The sequence below is a fragment of the Pannonibacter sp. I15F10I1 genome (assembly GCF_900185665.1).
Classification (GTDB): Bacteria; Pseudomonadota; Alphaproteobacteria; order Rhizobiales; family Stappiaceae; genus Pannonibacter; species Pannonibacter indicus.
Map to the genome: position 1 here is coordinate 299,583 of NZ_FYAN01000004.1, position 14,838 is coordinate 314,420.

The 14,838-nt window shown below is 65.4% G+C and carries 15 protein-coding genes; 9 read left to right on the top strand and 6 right to left on the bottom strand.

The window, feature by feature from the left end:
• Window positions 1–14 precede the first annotated feature (14 nt).
• The 8 genes from IF10I1_RS04345 (at window position 15) to IF10I1_RS04380 (ending at window position 8,715) form a co-directional block, all read left to right on the top strand.
• A complete protein-coding gene (locus tag IF10I1_RS04345) occupies window positions 15–1,535 on the top strand; it encodes an ABC transporter substrate-binding protein (protein WP_186391317.1) in 1,521 nt (506 codons plus the stop codon).
• Window positions 1,535–2,503 carry an ABC transporter permease gene (locus IF10I1_RS04350; RefSeq protein ID WP_058899079.1) on the top strand — a complete coding sequence of 323 codons (969 nt, stop codon included), beginning with the start codon at window positions 1,535–1,537 and terminating at the stop codon, window positions 2,501–2,503. Before IF10I1_RS04345 ends, IF10I1_RS04350 begins: the two co-directional genes overlap by 1 nt.
• Window positions 2,503–3,318: an ABC transporter permease gene (locus IF10I1_RS04355; RefSeq protein WP_186391318.1), complete on the top strand. Its 816-nt coding sequence runs from the start codon at window positions 2,503–2,505 to the stop codon at window positions 3,316–3,318. The genes IF10I1_RS04350 and IF10I1_RS04355 overlap by 1 nt, the downstream gene beginning before the upstream one ends.
• On the top strand, window positions 3,315–4,712 hold the full coding sequence (locus IF10I1_RS04360) for an ABC transporter ATP-binding protein (RefSeq protein WP_186391319.1): 1,398 nt from the start codon (window positions 3,315–3,317) through the stop codon (window positions 4,710–4,712). Before IF10I1_RS04355 ends, IF10I1_RS04360 begins: the two co-directional genes overlap by 4 nt.
• Before the next feature lie 219 nt (window positions 4,713–4,931).
• On the top strand, window positions 4,932–6,362 hold the full coding sequence (locus IF10I1_RS04365) for a sodium:alanine symporter family protein (RefSeq protein ID WP_050474773.1): 1,431 nt from the start codon (window positions 4,932–4,934) through the stop codon (window positions 6,360–6,362).
• Window positions 6,363–6,435: 73 nt separating this feature from the next.
• On the top strand, window positions 6,436–7,809 hold the full coding sequence (locus IF10I1_RS04370; protein WP_186391320.1) for an aspartate ammonia-lyase: 1,374 nt from the start codon (window positions 6,436–6,438) through the stop codon (window positions 7,807–7,809).
• A 121-nt stretch (window positions 7,810–7,930) separates the two neighbouring features.
• A complete protein-coding gene (locus IF10I1_RS04375) occupies window positions 7,931–8,302 on the top strand; it encodes a nucleotidyltransferase domain-containing protein (protein WP_197717522.1) in 372 nt (123 codons plus the stop codon).
• 29 nt (window positions 8,303–8,331) lie between these two features.
• Window positions 8,332–8,715, top strand: coding sequence for a HEPN domain-containing protein (locus tag IF10I1_RS04380; protein ID WP_186391321.1), 384 nt, complete (start codon window positions 8,332–8,334; stop codon window positions 8,713–8,715).
• A gap of 53 nt (window positions 8,716–8,768) precedes the next feature.
• On the opposite strand, the gene IF10I1_RS04385 is transcribed toward IF10I1_RS04380, so the two are convergent.
• Together IF10I1_RS04385 and IF10I1_RS04390 are read right to left on the bottom strand one after the other, a co-directional pair.
• A complete protein-coding gene (locus tag IF10I1_RS04385) occupies window positions 8,769–9,614 on the bottom strand; it encodes an asparaginase domain-containing protein (RefSeq protein ID WP_050474770.1) in 846 nt (281 codons plus the stop codon).
• A complete protein-coding gene (locus tag IF10I1_RS04390; protein ID WP_050474769.1) occupies window positions 9,614–10,342 on the bottom strand; it encodes an aspartate/glutamate racemase family protein in 729 nt (242 codons plus the stop codon). Before IF10I1_RS04390 ends, IF10I1_RS04385 begins: the two co-directional genes overlap by 1 nt.
• Before the next feature lie 108 nt (window positions 10,343–10,450).
• Here IF10I1_RS04390 and IF10I1_RS04395 point away from each other — a divergent pair, with 108 nt between their 5' ends.
• A complete protein-coding gene (locus IF10I1_RS04395; protein ID WP_050474768.1) occupies window positions 10,451–11,257 on the top strand; it encodes a helix-turn-helix transcriptional regulator in 807 nt (268 codons plus the stop codon).
• 23 nt (window positions 11,258–11,280) lie between these two features.
• On the opposite strand, the gene IF10I1_RS04400 is transcribed toward IF10I1_RS04395, so the two are convergent.
• The 4 genes from IF10I1_RS04400 to ltnD are packed head-to-tail and all read right to left on the bottom strand — an operon-like array spanning window position 11,281 to window position 14,838.
• Window positions 11,281–12,045 carry a hydroxypyruvate isomerase family protein gene (locus IF10I1_RS04400; protein WP_186391322.1) on the bottom strand — a complete coding sequence of 255 codons (765 nt, stop codon included), beginning with the start codon at window positions 12,043–12,045 and terminating at the stop codon, window positions 11,281–11,283.
• Complete coding sequence (locus IF10I1_RS04405; RefSeq protein WP_186391323.1) at window positions 12,045–12,692, bottom strand: aldolase; 648 nt, start codon at window positions 12,690–12,692, stop codon at window positions 12,045–12,047. Before IF10I1_RS04405 ends, IF10I1_RS04400 begins: the two co-directional genes overlap by 1 nt.
• Window positions 12,689–13,942, bottom strand: a complete 1,254-nt coding sequence (gene otnK, locus IF10I1_RS04410) for a 3-oxo-tetronate kinase (protein ID WP_186391324.1) — start codon at window positions 13,940–13,942, stop codon at window positions 12,689–12,691. The genes IF10I1_RS04405 and otnK overlap by 4 nt, the downstream gene beginning before the upstream one ends.
• Window positions 13,942–14,838 (bottom strand): L-threonate dehydrogenase, encoded by an 897-nt coding sequence (gene ltnD / locus IF10I1_RS04415; RefSeq protein ID WP_186391325.1) that lies wholly within the window; start codon window positions 14,836–14,838, stop codon window positions 13,942–13,944. Before ltnD ends, otnK begins: the two co-directional genes overlap by 1 nt.

Sequence of the window (14,838 nt, forward strand, 5' to 3'; positions counted from 1 at the left end):
AAGTGAGGTCTGCGATGCGTTCCCGTTCCAACCTGAAAACCTTCGCCCTGGCGATGGCTCTTTCCAGCACCCTGCTTTCAGGCACCGCCTTTGCCGCCGATGACAGCATCGACGTGGCTGGCCCCTTCGAGATCAAGGGCGCAGATCCCTCACTTTCCGGCAACATCTTCCTGGCCATGGACGTGGCCGAAACCCTGGTGAACACGGATCAGGACGGCCACCTGACGCCGGGCCTCGCCGCCAGCTGGGCCGTGGAAAGCAATGGCCTCGTCTGGCGTTTCAAGATGCAGGAGGGCGCCCAGTTCCATGACAGCACCCCGGCGGATGCGGCAGCAGCCGCCAATGCGCTCAACATCGCCCGCGCCAAGCCGGGCCTCTTGCAGCGCGCGCCCATCGAAGCCATCGAGGCGGACGGTGCGGACCTCGTGGTGAAGCTGGCAGAGCCCTTCGCCGCCCTGCCCGCATTCCTCGCCGAATACCGGTCGCAGATCCTTGCCCCGGCCTCCTATGGCGCTGATGGCATGGCCACCTCCGTCATTGGCTCGGGCGCGTACAAAATCACCCTGCTGCAGGCACCGGGCAAGATGGAAGCAGACCGCTTCGACCAATACTGGGGCGGCCCGGCCAAGATCGGCAAGGCCACCTATAACTCCGTCAGCCGCGCCGAAACCCGCGCACTGATGGCCGAAAGCGGCGATGCCGACTATGTGCTGAACCTTGACCCGGCTTCTGTTGCACGGCTGAAGGACAAGGAGGGGCTGGACGTGCGCTCCGTGCCGATCCCGCGCTCGCTGCTGGTCAAGGTCAACGCGGCCAACCCGAAGCTGAACACCGTGGAAGCCCGCAAGGCGCTGAGCCTTGCCATCGACCGGGAAGGCCTCGCCATCGCCGTGCTGCGCTATCAGGCCGGCGCCACCCAGCTGTTCCCGCCGTCCGTTGGCGACTGGCACAATGCGGCCCTTGCCCCGCTCTCCTATGACCCGGAAGCCGCTGCCGCACTGCTGGCGGAGCTGGGCTGGAAGGCCGGCTCCGATGGCATTCTCGAAAAGGACGGTGAGCGCTTCACGCTGGAACTGCTGACCTATCCGGACCGGCCGGAGCTGCCGCTTGTCGCCGCAGTGCTGCAGCAGCAGTTGCAGGATGTGGGCATCGAGCTGACAATCAACTCCACAAACTCCTCGGAAGTCCCGGCCCGTCACAACGACGGCTCGCTGGAGCTGGCGCTGCTGGCCCGCAACTTTGCCCTCGTGCCGAACCCGATCGGCACCCTGTTGCAGGATTATGCCCCCAATGGCGACTGGGGCGCGATGAACTGGCAGAACGCCGAAATCGCGGACCTGCTGAAGTCCATCGGCCGCAACGGCGGCAGCGCAGAGCAGTTCGCCACCGCAACCACCATCCTGCAGGAAGAGCTGCCGGTGCTGCCCATCGCCTGGTACCAGCAGAATGCCGCCATCTCCGGCAAGCTGCAGGGCGTGATGCTTGATCCCTACGAGCGCAAGCTCGGCCTGAAGGATGCGAGCTGGAAGAACTGATGTCCTCTCCTTCCCTTGCAACGCGTGCGGGCCGCCTTTCCGGCGGCCTTGCCATGCGGGCTGCACAGGCGGTGCTGGTGGCACTGCTTGTCGGCATTCTCACCTTCCTGATGATGCAGAGCCTGCCCGGCGACATGGCCTACCGGATCGCCGCCGGACGCTATGGCTATGACATGGTGAGCGCCGCCGCCGCCGACGCCGTGCGGCAGGAGCTGGGGCTGGATCGTGGCCCCGTCACCGCCTTCCTCATCTGGATGCGGGATCTGGCCACCTTCGACCTCGGCAAGTCGCTCATCTCCGGCGAACCGGTGTGGCACGAAATCCGCCACCAGCTGGGCGCCAGCGTGCAGCTGGCAGGTGCAGCCATCGTGCTGTCCCTGTTCATGGGCCCGCCGCTTGGCATTCTCGCCGGGCTGAAGCCGGGCGGGATGCTGGACCGGGTGCTGCTGACGGTTTCGGCCGGCATCCGCGCCCTGCCGCAGTTCCTGCTGGCGCTGGTCTTGATCCTGCTCTTTGCCGTGCAGCTCGGCTGGCTGCCCGCCGCCGGGCACGGCAAGCCGGCGCATTTCGTCCTGCCTGCGGTCACCCTCGCCCTCGGCCTTGCCGCCTTTTCCGCCCGCGTGACGCGGGACGTGATGGCAGGCGTTGCCAAGGCCCCCTTCTACCAGTTCGCCAGAACCAAGGGCCTCAGCGATGGCCAGATCCTGCTGCGCCACGGCCTGCGCAACATCGGCGCGCCGGTGCTTGCCTTCCTCGGCATGCAGTTCGTGACGCTGGTGGAAGGTGTCGTCATCGTGGAGAGCATCTTCGGCTGGCCCGGCATCGGCCATGCGCTGGTCCATGCCATCTTCGGCCGCGACATCCCGATGGTGCAGGGCACCGCGCTGGTGCTGGGTCTCGGCTTCGTGCTGCTCAACACGCTGCTGGATCTCGTCATCCAGCGGATCGATCCGCGGAGGGCTGCCTGATGGATATCTCCGCAGTGCCGCAGCAGGGGCGCGGCTTCCGCCCCCTGCCCTTCTGGGCCGGGATCGTGCTCGTGGGCCTGCCCGTGCTTCTGGCCATCATCGCACCGATGATCTCGCCGCTGAGCCCGGTGCGCCAGAGCCTGAGGCTGGCGCTCGCCGCCCCCGACCTGGCCGCCCCCTTCGGCTACGACCATCTGGGCCGCTCGCTGATGGCCCGCCTTGGCGAAGCCCTGCGCCTGTCGCTGACGGTGGCAGCGCTCAGCGCACTCAGCGCCGCAGCCATCGGCCTTGCCCTTGGCGTCACCGCCAGCCGCAAGGGCGGCATGACCGACCGGCTGCTGACGCTGCTGGCCGATTCCGTCATGGCCATTCCCGGCCTGCTGATCGTGCTGATGGTGGGCGTCATCGTGCCGAACAAGCCGCTCGCCTTCTGGCTCGGCCTGACGCTGGTTCTGTGGGTCGAGTTCTTCCGCCTCGCCCGCGCCGCCTCCCGGCCGATCTTTGCCTCTCCGGCGGTTCAGGCCTCCGGCCTCCTCGGCTTCGGCAGGGCCTATGTCTTCCGCCGCCACGTCTGGCCGGAACTGGCGCCGGTGATGCTGACCTCCACCGCCTTCGGCATGGCCACCTGCATCATGACCATTGCCGCACTCGGCTTCGTCAGCGCCGGCGTGCGCCCGCCCACCCCGGAACTCGGCCAGATGATGGTGGAGCTGATGCCCTATTGGCGCGAAGCACCCTGGGCGCTGCTGCAGCCGGTCGCCGCCATCTTCAGCCTCATCCTTGGCCTCAACCTGATCGCAGGCTCGCGCGCATGACACATTCCGTTTCCATCCGAAATCTGAGTGTCCTGGCGGGCAAGGACGTGCTCGTGCAGCCCGTGTCGCTGGAGCTGCAACCCGGACGGCCGCTGACGATCCTTGGTGAAACCGGCTCGGGCAAGAGCCTGCTGCTGCAGGCCGTGCTCGGCACCCTGCCGGAGGGCCTCACCGCCACGGGCGAAGTCGTGTTCGAGGGCCAGCGCTTTGCCGCAGGCGATGCGGATGCCATCCGCCCCCTGTGGGGCCGTCTTCTCGCCATCCTGCCGCAGGAGCCCTGGCTTGCGCTCGACCCGCTGATGCGCGGGGCGGAGCAGATCCGCGAGACCCATGCCCTGGTCGGTGGCGCCGCCGAGGCGCGCGCCATGACGGCAGAAGACCTCACCAGCCTTGGCCTGGCCGGGTCCGGCGCCAAGCGTCCCTATGAGCTGTCCGGCGGCATGGCACAGCGGCTGGCCTTTGCCGTGGCACGGGCCGGCGGCGGACGGCTGATCTTTGCCGACGAGCCGACCAAGGGGCTGGATGCCGCCCGGCGCGATGATGTCGCCCGCATGCTGCTGCAAGGCCTTGGCACGGATGGCGCGCTGCTGACCATCACCCATGATCTGGAGCTTGCCCGCCAGCTGGGTGGCGATTTCATGATCATGAAGGAGGGGCAGATCACCGATCAGGGCAGGACGGAAGACCTGCTCTCGCCCGAAAGACCGGCCTATACGCGGAAACTGGCGCAGAGCGACCCGCTGCACTGGCCAAAGCGCGCCTCTACCCGCAAGGACGGAACACCTGTCCTGACCGCAGAAGGCGTGGCCGCCTCGCGCGGCGGGCGGCGGCTGTTCTCCGGCGTCAGCCTCACCGTTCAGCCCGGCGAGATCACTGGCATCACCGGCCCCTCCGGCTGCGGCAAGTCCACGCTGGGGGATATTCTCATCGGCCTGATGAAGCCGGACGAAGGCCGGATCGAGCGCAAGACAGCATCAGGACGCCCGCTGTTCCAGAAGCTCTATCAGGACCCGCCCGCCAGCTTCCCGCGCCATTCCACCATGCAACAGCTCGTCACGGACCTCATCCGCCTGCACAAGCTGGACCGCGGCCGCGTTGCCCCCCTCATGAAGCAGCTGGGCCTCGCAGACCGTTTGCTGACCCGGCGTGCAGACGAGATTTCCGGCGGAGAATTGCAGCGCTTTTCCATGCTGCGGGCGCTGTTGCTGGACCCTGTCCTGCTCTTTGCCGACGAGCCCACGTCCAGGCTCGACCCGATCACCCAGAAGGACACCATCACCCTGCTGACGGACATCGTGGCCGGACAGGGCCTGGCGCTGATCCTCGTCAGCCATGATGCAAATCTGGTGGGAGCCATCGCGGACAAGACGCTACGGCTGGCGGCAGCAGAGTAAAGGCAAAGCCTGCGAAGAAACGAGAGGGACGCTCATCCGGGCGTCCCTTTTTTACTGTAAGAACTACGGAAGATAGAGGTGTTTGCTCCGCTTTACGCGCAAATAGCGCAAAATAGCGTCACTCCGCAGCGAAGTGCGGAATCCTTAAGTAGCAACACTCACTTTAAAATGGTGGGGATGAATAACGGCCAATTCAAGGCCGGTGGTCAGGAGGAAACCATGGAGTACATTCAGTCATTCTTCGGCTTGATTGACAATTTGACGTGGGGATGGGCGCTCATTCCGATCCTCGTCGTGTTCGGTGTGTTCATCACCATCATGTCGGGCTTCGTGCAGTTCGAGTTTTTCGGGCGCATGTTCCGTGTGCTCGGTTCCAATGCCAACAACTCCGATCCCAACACCATCTCCGCACGTGAGGCCCTGCTTGTCTCCGTCGGCGGACGCGTGGGCGGCGGCAACATTGCCGGCGTGGCCGTGGCCATCACCCTCGGCGGACCGGGCGCCGTGTTCTGGATGTGGGCGATTGCCCTCTGCGGCATGGCAACCAGCCTGATCGAGTGCACCCTTGCCCAGCTCTACAAGAACAAGGAAACCGACGGCAGCTTCCGCGGTGGCCCGGCCGACTACATCCGCCGCGGTCTTGGCCAGCGCTACAACTGGCTCGCCATCGTCTATGGCATCTGCCTGCTGGCCTCCTTTGGTTTCGGCTTCAATGCCTTCCAGGGCAACACCATGGCCGGTGCCGTGCAGGACTCCCTCGGCATCGACCGCATGTATTCTGCCTTTGCCATCGCAGCCGTCACCGGCCTCGTGATCTTCGGCGGCATCAAGCGCATTGCCAAGGCGGCCGATGTTGTCGTGCCGGTCATGGCAGTCGGCTACATCACGCTGGCTCTGGTCATCATCCTGCTGAACATCACCGAAGTGCCCTCGATGCTGCTGCACATCGTCCGCTCCGCCTTCGGCTTTGAAGAAGCGGTGGCCGGCGGCATGGGTGCGGCCATTGCCCAGGGCCTGCGCCGCGGCCTGTTCTCGAACGAAGCCGGCCTCGGCTCGGCTCCGAACGTTGCGGCCACAGCGCTTGTCCGCCATCCGGTCAGCCAGGGCATCACCCAGTCCCTGTCGGTTTTCATCGACACCATCCTGATCTGCACCTGCACGGCGCTGATCATCCTGCTGGGTGACGTCTACGTGCCGGGCGCGCAGGGCATCGACGGCGTGGTTCTGACGCAGCAGTCGCTGGTCAGCCATGTGGGGGAATGGTCCAAGTATGCGCTGACGCTGGCAATCCTGCTCTTCGCCTTCTCGTCGATCATCTACAACTACTACCTCGGCGAAAACGCACTGGCCGTCGTCACCCGCTCCAAGCCGGCCGTCTTCGTGCTGCGCCTGCTGATCCTCGGCGTGGTGTTCCTCGGCGCCGTCGCTCCGAAGGCAACCTCGGTGTTCTTCTTCTCCGACCCGATGATGGGCCTGCTGGCGCTGGTCAACCTGATCGCCATCATCATGCTGTTCCCGATCGCCATGCGCGTTGTCGATGACTACCGGGCACAGCTGAAGGCAGGCGTTGCCCGTCCGATCCTCGATCCGGCCAAGTTCAACGACCTCGACCTCGACCGCAAGGCCTGGGACCCGAGCATCTGGAAGTAATCCGGATAGAAGCCTCATGGGCCGCCAACTGGCGGCCCATTTCACATCCCCTCCATTGCTGTGAGAAAGACCGATGCAACAGCAGATGCGCATCGAAGAGGACAGTCTTGGCCGCATATCCCTGCCGGCAGACTGTGTGTGGGGCATTCACACCGCCCGCGCCATCGAGAACTTCCCGATTTCCGGCATTCCGCTCAGCGCCTTCCCGGAGTTTGTCCGGGCGCTGGCCTGGGTGAAGAAGGCGGCCGCTGCCGCCAACCTTGCCCTCGGCGTGCTGCCGCAGGCAAAGCATGACGTGATCGCCTCCGTCTGCGACGAGATCATCGCAGGCCACCATCACGAGCATTTCCGGGTGGACATGATCCAGGGCGGGGCCGGCACCTCGACCAACATGAACACCAACGAGGTGATCGCCAACCTTGGCCTCATCCGCATGGGCTACCGGCCGGGCGACTATGCCCAGCTGCACCCCAATGACGATGTGAACAGGTCGCAGTCCACCAACGACGTCTACCCGACCGCCCTGCGCCTTGCCATCGTCAGCCAGTGCGAGGCCTTCCGTCAGGCGCAGACGCGCCTTGCCGGCGCCTTTGCCGGGCGCGCCGAAGCCTTTGCCAATGTGCGCAAGATCGGCCGTACCCAGCTGCAGGATGCGGTGCCGATGACCCTCGGCATGGAGTTCGCCGGTTTTGCCGCGACCATCCGCGAGGACATCGACATCATCGGCCGCCTGTCGGAACTGCTGCTGGAGGTGAACCTTGGCGGCACCGCCATCGGCACCCGCGTCAACACGCCGGACGGCTATGCCGAGCGCGCCGTGGAGGAACTGTCAGCCGTCTGCGGCATGAAGGTGAAGCTTGCAACCGACCTTGTGGAAGCCTCATCCGATGCCGGTGCCTATGTCACTTTCTCCGGCGTGCTGAAGCGCATTGCGGTGAAGCTGTCGAAGATCTGCAACGACCTGCGGCTTCTGTCCTCCGGTCCGCGCTCGGGCTTCAACGAGATCCGCCTGCCGCCGATGCAGGCCGGCAGTTCGATCATGCCGGGCAAGATCAACCCGGTGATCCCGGAAGTGGTCAATCAGGTGGCCTTCCAGGTGATCGGCAACGACCTGACCGTCACCATGGCCGCCGAGGCCGGGCAGCTGCAGCTCAACGCCTTCGAGCCGGTGATCATCCTCAACGTGCTCCAGTCCATGCGCATCCTCATGCGCGCCATGGACACGCTGAACGAGCGCTGCGTCAGCGGCATCGAGGCCAATGTGGCCCAGTGCGAAGGCATGCTGGAAAACTCGCTGGTGCTGGCCACCATGCTGGTGCCGCATATCGGCTACGCCAAGGCCGCCAAGGTGGCCAAGACCGCGCTCTCCGAAAACGCCAGCGTCACCGAAACCGCCGTCAAGCTTGGCTTTGGCACGGCGGAGGAAATCACTGCCATGCTGCAGTGATACGGCAAGGGGCGGTCCAAGCCCACCCAGCGCCGCCCCTTGCCACCTTCGGGAGACACACAAAACCCGCCGCCCCCTATGGAGCGGCTGGTGTTTTGTGTTTCCCCGCTTTGGCGCTAAGATGGAGAAAGGCAGTTCTCAGGACGAGGATCGCATGGCGAGCATAGACCGGGACACCCAAAAGGCAGTCCGCAGTTTTCTGGCGCGGATTTCCGGCCATTATGATCTGGCTGGCGCCATCATTTACGGCAGCCGGGCAAGAAGCACGCACCGTCCGGACAGTGATGCTGACGTTGCAGTCCTTCTACGGGGCAGCCAAGGGCGCTTTCTGCCAGTCAAGCTGGACATGGCCGACGCCGCCTTTGATGTGATGCTCGAAACAGGGATACTCATCTCCCCTCTGCCAATTGCACTGGAAGAATGGGAGCATCCGGAGACACATTCTAATCCTGCCCTGCTGCGCAACATCGGCCGGGAAGGTGTCCGCCTGTGAAAAGCAAACGGTTGACGCCTGAGATACTGATGGCGAAAGCGCAGACAGCATGTACCTCCGCACAAGCGCTGCTGGCGCTTGGCGACACCGACGGCGCAGCCAATCGCGCCTATTACGCGATGTTTGACGCAGCTCGGGCCGCACTTCTGTCCTCAGGCGCACAAGTGGACCCGGAAATCGGGCGCACCCACAGCGGCTTGATCGGCGCTTTTGGCTCTCACCTCGTCAAAACAGGCCTTGTCCCCAGAGATCTTGGGCGGCAATTAAACCGTGCACACGAGATACGGCTGGTCGCCGACTATACAGATGGCTCAGTTGAGCTTTCAGATGTTCGTGAACTGGTCCGTCAGGCCGCTCAATTTGTTGCAGCAATGCAGATTGCGTTCCTGCCGGGCGCGACCCCAACTGACTGACCGAAACCGGCCCGGCTTTTAACCAGACAGATTTCAGTCCCGGATCACTCCCCTCAATTCAGCCACAGCCGCACCAGCGCGGCTTCCGGCGTTTCGAGGCCGCCGTTTTCGACGCCGCAGGACCACAGGCCGGCTCCCGCGGCATAGCCGCCGGGGATGAGGCCGCCCTGCTCACACTGGCTGACGGCGCGGATGCGCTTGCCGGAGGCCACGGCATCGCGCAGGGTTCCAAGAACCTCCTCGCAGGACATGGCCGTACCCGAGCCGAAGACGCGCAGCACCGCCCCGTCCAGTTCGGCAAGCGCCGCCCGCAGCATCGCGGCGGGCATGCCCGGTGACAGGGAGAGGACAGCGATGCGCCGGTCCTCGAAGCGGCGGCGGGCGGGCAGGCCCGGCTTCAGCTGCGGCGTGGCGCGGAAGGCGTCCGCATCCTGGCTCTCGTGTTTCACCAGCCCTTCGGCGGGCATCAGCTTGCCGTTGAAAGCCAGCCACACGCCTTCACCCGGCTGAAAGGCTGCGCCGATGGCAAGATCGAGATTGCCTTCCGCGTCACCGCCGTGATGCAGCGGCACCATGGAGCCGCACAGCACCACATGCCGGCCAAGCCCCGCCAGCGCCTGCGACAGGGCCGCGCCCGTGAAGGCCATGGTATCGGTACCGTGGGTGATGATCACCGGCGCACCGGGATGGGCCTCGATGGCATCCAGCATCTCGTTCCAGTGAGACGGGCCGACGTTTGAACTGTCCAGCAGCGGGGTAAAGACGTGGGTTGCCAGCACCGCACCTTCCGGCAGGCGGGCTTCCAGCGCCTCTTCCACGATCCCTGCCATGGGCGCAAGACCGTGCTCGGTGTCACCCATGCCGATGGTGCCACCCGTATGAATCAGCAGAAGTTCCATCACGCTGCTGCCCGGTGATGCTCAAGCGCAAGGCCGGCCAGCGCGGCAGCCACCGCATCCGTCACGTCGATCAGCGTCTTGCCCTGAACGGGACGGGCGATCAGCGGCAGTTCGGTGCAGGCCAGCAGCACCGTCTGCGCCTCCATGGAAAGAACGATTTCCTCCAGCCGGGGGGCAAGCGAGGCATCCGTGCTGCCAAGGCGCTTCACGTCGTGAATAAGGCTCTGCAGTGCCTGCGGCTCGGCCGGGGTCTCCAGATCAAACACCGGGGTCAGCGTCGCATAGGCGGAATACTCGTCCAGTGCGACAACGGGCGCTGCGCCCAGAAGCCCGACACGGCCGGAGCCGGAGCGCCGGATTTCGGAAGCCACCACGGACTGGAACGACACCAGCCGCGCACTCACACCCATCTTGGCCAGCAGCACCTCGATCTTCGGTGCAAACCAGTTCAGCGTGTTGCAGGCAATGGCGAAGGCATCCACCTGCGGCGCGATCTGCCGCACAGCGCGCTCCATCGCGGCCCAGACGGCATCCTCGTTTTCGCGCAGGTCCATCGACAGGCCGAGTTCCGGCTCGGACACGGCGACAAGACGCGGCGCATCAAGGTCGCCGCGGAAACTGCAGCCCATCATGTCCTGGGTGTGGCGCAGGATCTTGGCCCACATGTCGAGACCGGCCTCAGGGCCTGATCCGGTGATGATGCCAAGGGTGTAAGCTCTCTGGTTCATGGTGTTCCCCCTTTTCCCAGATGGTGCAACCCCGCAGTTTCCTTGACAATTCGGCACTCATCCACTAAGTGATGCACTCTTGTGCATTTTTAGCATCAAAGAGCGCAAATGGACGAAATCGCCGAGAACCTTCGCCTGCTCTGCTCCTACCGCCCTTCCATTTCCCATGTCGGGCGGGACCTCGGCATCAACCGCAGCCAGCTGAACCGCTATCTGGCGGGCACGTCCACCCCGCGCACGGCCTTGATGCGCAAGATCTGCGATTACTTCGGCGTCGAACCCTACGAGATGATGCTGCCGCACAAGGAATTTGCGGAGATCGTCCGCATTCGCGGCCTCGGCAATGACACGGTGACCCGGCGCCTGCGCCAGCATTTCGACCAAGTGATGACGCTGAGCGATGCCCGCGTACAGAACCTGACCGGCATGTTCTATGAGTATTACTACTCCATGTCGCAGAAGGGCAAGATCATCCGTGGCCTCATCGTTTTCACGATGGAAGACGGGCACATGTTCTACCGGCGGCTGGAGCGCATGGGCCAGCATGACCGCCCCTGCCTGCGCCACTACCGCTATCAGGGCGCTGCGCTCCTCACAGGCGACCGGGTGTTCATGTCCGACTATGAATACAGCGCCGGCATCGAGCTGACCCAGACCATCCTCTATCCGGATTACTCCCTGCGCTGGACGCGCCTGCACGGGGTGAAGCTTGGCGTCTCCGCCGACCAGATCCACATGCCCTGCTGCGTCCGCGTCTATCTCGAACGCACCCCCGCACGGCTCAATGTCACCGGCGCCCTGCGCAACTGCGGCCTGTTCCAGCCCGAGGACCCTGAGATCCCCCGCCACGTGCTGGAGATGGTCGACAACACCCAGTCCGGCCCCTTCACCTTCGACGCCTACAGCAGGCGGTGAGCCTTACCAGACCTCGGTTTGCCTCACAGTTCCCGCCAGCCAAGCCCCTCTTCCACGCTGCTGCCGCGCGGGCGGTATTCGGCGCCGATGGGGGTGGACCAGCCGAGGGCATCGATGCGGGGAAGGAGCCAGCGGTAGTCCAGTTCACCCCGGTCAGGCTCGCCCCGGTCGGGCACGGCGGCAATCTGGATATGGCCGACATGGGGGAGCGCGGCCTCAAGCCGACGCAGCACATCGCCCTGCTGGATCTGGATGTGGTAGCAGTCGAACATCAGCTTGAGGTTCGGCGCGCCCACGGCAGCGATGATGGCCAGTGCCTGATCGGCATTGCTGAGGAAGTAGCCCGATGCATCGTGACGGTTCAGCGGCTCGATCAGGATGGTGAGCCCGTGCGGTGCGGCAAGTTCTGCGGCATAGGCGAGATTGGCGCGGAAGGTGGCTTCGGAAGCCTCCGTCACCGGGGCCATGCCCGCCATCACATGCACGGCGCCGCAACCAATTGCGGCGGCATAGGTGATGGCCTCGCTGATGGCGGCGCGTGCCTCCGCCTCACGGCCCGGAAGGGCGGCAAGGCCGCTGTCACCGGCGGCAACATCCCCCCGGCGGGTGTTGAGGCCCAGCATCTTCAGGCCGGTCTCGTGCAGCGCGGCCTTCACCTCTTCGGCAGGCGTTTCATAGGGCCAGTGGCATTCCACCGCGTCGAAGCCGGCGGCCTTTGCGGCGCGGATCGCCTGCGGCAGCGGCAGGGCGGACCACAGAAAGCCGAGATTGGCGGAATAACGCGGCATCAGTCCCACTCCACATTGAATTTCGTCACCAGACCGCGGATCTGCGCGTCCGTGAGCCGCTTCGGATTGAGCCCGCGCGTCAGCAGCGCCAGCTTTGCCGTCTCTTCCAGCTCCTCGATGGCATAGACGGCGGATTCCAGATCCTTGCCCGCCACCACGGGGCCGTGATGGGCCAGCATGACGGCGGAGCGCTTGCCCGCAAGGCCACGGATGGCATCGCCCATGGCCGGATCGCCGGGCATGAAATACGGCAGCATCACCACCTTGCCCAGCTTCATCACGCCATAGGCCGTCAGCGGCGGCAGCATGTTGTCCGGGTCCGTATCCGGCAGCAGCGACAGAGCCACCGAATGGCAGGAATGGAGATGCACCACCGCCCCCGCCGTGCTGCGGGTTTCATAAAAGGCAGAATGAAGCGGCATTTCCTTGGTGGGCTCATCCCCGCCGATAAGGCGCCCGCTGGCATCAAACCGGCTGAGGCGGGCAGGATCAAGACTGCCCATGGAGCTGCCGGTGGGTGTCACCAGCAAGCCGCCATCTTCCGTGCGCACGGATATGTTGCCCGAAGACCCGCCGGTGAGGCCGCGCTCGAAGATGGAGCGGGCCATGGCGCAGATCTGTTCCCTGAGGCGCGCCTCACTGCTCATGCCTGCCCCTCCAGCCGCCTTGCGGCCTTGGCGAAAAAGTCTTCCGCACCGAAGTTGCCGGATTTGAGCGCAATGACAAGCCCGGGCCCCGCCCGCATGGCCGGAACACCCGGATCAATTTCCGGCCCGATTTCCAGCGTGCCGAGCTTCAGCCCCTCCACCACGGCGCCGGAGGTTTCCCCGCCCGCGCTGATCAGCCGGGTAACGCCGCCTGCCACGAGGCAGCGCGCCAGTTCCGCGAAGAAGCCTTCCAGCGCGGCGGCGGCCTTGTCCTTGCCGTGCCGCTCCTGCACGGCGCGCAAGCGGGCCGGATCGGCGGAGGAATAGGCGAGCGGCAGCCCCTCCTGCGCGAGGCACCAGTCTGCCACCGCCTGCGCGGTCAGCGCCCCGGCGATCACCTTGTCCGCATCAATCTCGAAGGCCGGGCTCACCTGCCTGTGGGCGGCAACCTGCTTCTGCGTCATCACCGAGCAGGAGCCGCAGACGGCTGCCGTCCGGCCCTCACCCTGCCCCTGCCAGCCGGAAGAGGCGCCGGTGATGAGGCCCGCCTTGCGGAAGTTGGCTGGAAGCCCCATGGCGATGCCGGAGCCGCCGGTCACCAGCTTGCGGCTGGCCGCTGCCTCGCCGATGGTCATCAGATCTCCATCGGACAGGGCATCCACCACGATCAGCCCCCGCCCTGCCCCGCTCTCGCGCTGAAGCGCAGCCGCAACCGTATCGGCACCTTTGGCCACCTCTGCGAAGGACACGTGACCGACGCTGCCCTTCACCTGACGGGCGAGCACGCGGCGGATGTCCGGGTCGGTCATGGGGGTGAGCGGATGGTGCTGCATGCCGCTTTCGCTGAGCAGGCGATCGCCGACGAAGAGATGCCCATGCACCAGCGTGCGGCCTGTGGCAGGAAACACCGGGCAGAAGATCACCGCATCTTCCCCCAACGCCGCTGCCAGCGCCTCGGCCACCGGGCCGATGTTGCCCTCATCCGTGCTGTCGAAGGTGGAGCAATATTTGAACAGGAACTGGCGGCAGCCCTGCGCCTTCAGCCAGTCCAGCGCCTTCAGCGACAGGGCCACGGCCTCGGCGGCAGGGATGGAGCGGGACTTGAGCGCCACAACACCGGCTTCCACATCCGGCGCGGCGGGGGCATCCGGCACGCCGGTATATTGCACCGTGCGCATGCCCTGCTTCGCCAGCGTGTTGGCCAGATCGCTGGAGCCGGTGAAATCGTCGCCAATACAGCCCAGCAGCATCATGCGCCTCCCGGCAGGGTGAGCCCGGCATTGCGGGCATAGACCTTGGCCACCGCCGCATCATCCTCGCCGCCAAGACCGGAGCCTGCGGCGGCCATGAACTGTTGCAGGGCGGCGGCCGTCAGCGGCGCGCCAAACCGCGCTTCTGCGGCAATGCCCAGCACGATGCCGAGATCCTTCGGCCAGATATTGATGGCCGAGCGGGGCGTATAGTCGCCATCAACCACATGCGGCGCGCGGTTTTCGAACATCCAGGAGGTGCCCGCGCATCTGGAGATGACCTCGACAATGCGGCCCGGCTCCAGCCCCTGCGTCATGCCGAAGGTCAGCGCCTCGCCCATGGCGGCGATATGCACCCCGGCGAGAAGCTGGTTCACCGCCTTCATGGCCGAGCCTGCCCCCGGCTCGCTGCCGAGGTCAAAGACGGTTTCGGCCATGGCATCGAGCGCAGGCCTTGCGCCCGCGAAAGCTGCAGGCGAGCCGGAGGCCATGATCGACAACTTGCCCGCCGCCGCCTTGGCCGCACCGCCGGAAATCGGCGCATCGAGATAATGCAGCCCGAGGCCCGCACAACGCGCCGCCATGTCCCTGGCAAAGGACGGGGCCACGGTGGCGCAGGAGATGATGGTGGCACTCTTGCGCATGCGGGGCGCCCAGCCCTCGGCACCGAAGAGCACCGTCTCCGTCTGCGCGGCATTCAGCACCACGACGACCAGCACATCGGCCAGCGGAGCCGTGTCAGCGGCGCTCGCCGCCTGCCCGCCTTCCGCCATCAAACGGGAGACGGCGGCGGCATTTACATCCGCTCCATGTACCTTGTGACCGGCCCGCAGCAGCGACTGCGCCATGCCGTAGCCCATCGAGCCAAGCCCCACGACCGCAACATTCAGAACCAT

Coding starts and splice junctions, on each gene's coding strand:
- IF10I1_RS04390 (WP_050474769.1), bottom strand. CDS start 10,342: ATGAACCAGAGAGCTTACACCCTTGGCATCATCACCGGATCAGGCCCT.
- IF10I1_RS04350 (WP_058899079.1), top strand. CDS start 1,535: ATGTCCTCTCCTTCCCTTGCAACGCGTGCGGGCCGCCTTTCCGGCGGC.
- IF10I1_RS04370 (WP_186391320.1), top strand. CDS start 6,436: ATGCAACAGCAGATGCGCATCGAAGAGGACAGTCTTGGCCGCATATCC.
- IF10I1_RS04395 (WP_050474768.1), top strand. CDS start 10,451: ATGGACGAAATCGCCGAGAACCTTCGCCTGCTCTGCTCCTACCGCCCT.
- otnK (WP_186391324.1), bottom strand. CDS start 13,942: ATGCTGCTGGGCTGTATTGGCGACGATTTCACCGGCTCCAGCGATCTG.
- ltnD (WP_186391325.1), bottom strand. CDS start 14,838: ATGGTTCTGAATGTTGCGGTCGTGGGGCTTGGCTCGATGGGCTACGGC.
- IF10I1_RS04365 (WP_050474773.1), top strand. CDS start 4,932: ATGGAGTACATTCAGTCATTCTTCGGCTTGATTGACAATTTGACGTGG.
- IF10I1_RS04345 (WP_186391317.1), top strand. CDS start 15: ATGCGTTCCCGTTCCAACCTGAAAACCTTCGCCCTGGCGATGGCTCTT.
- IF10I1_RS04405 (WP_186391323.1), bottom strand. CDS start 12,692: ATGAGCAGTGAGGCGCGCCTCAGGGAACAGATCTGCGCCATGGCCCGC.
- IF10I1_RS04360 (WP_186391319.1), top strand. CDS start 3,315: ATGACACATTCCGTTTCCATCCGAAATCTGAGTGTCCTGGCGGGCAAG.
- IF10I1_RS04380 (WP_186391321.1), top strand. CDS start 8,332: ATGGCGAAAGCGCAGACAGCATGTACCTCCGCACAAGCGCTGCTGGCG.
- IF10I1_RS04385 (WP_050474770.1), bottom strand. CDS start 9,614: ATGGAACTTCTGCTGATTCATACGGGTGGCACCATCGGCATGGGTGAC.
- IF10I1_RS04400 (WP_186391322.1), bottom strand. CDS start 12,045: ATGCCGCGTTATTCCGCCAATCTCGGCTTTCTGTGGTCCGCCCTGCCG.
- IF10I1_RS04375 (WP_197717522.1), top strand. CDS start 7,931: ATGGAGAAAGGCAGTTCTCAGGACGAGGATCGCATGGCGAGCATAGAC.
- IF10I1_RS04355 (WP_186391318.1), top strand. CDS start 2,503: ATGGATATCTCCGCAGTGCCGCAGCAGGGGCGCGGCTTCCGCCCCCTG.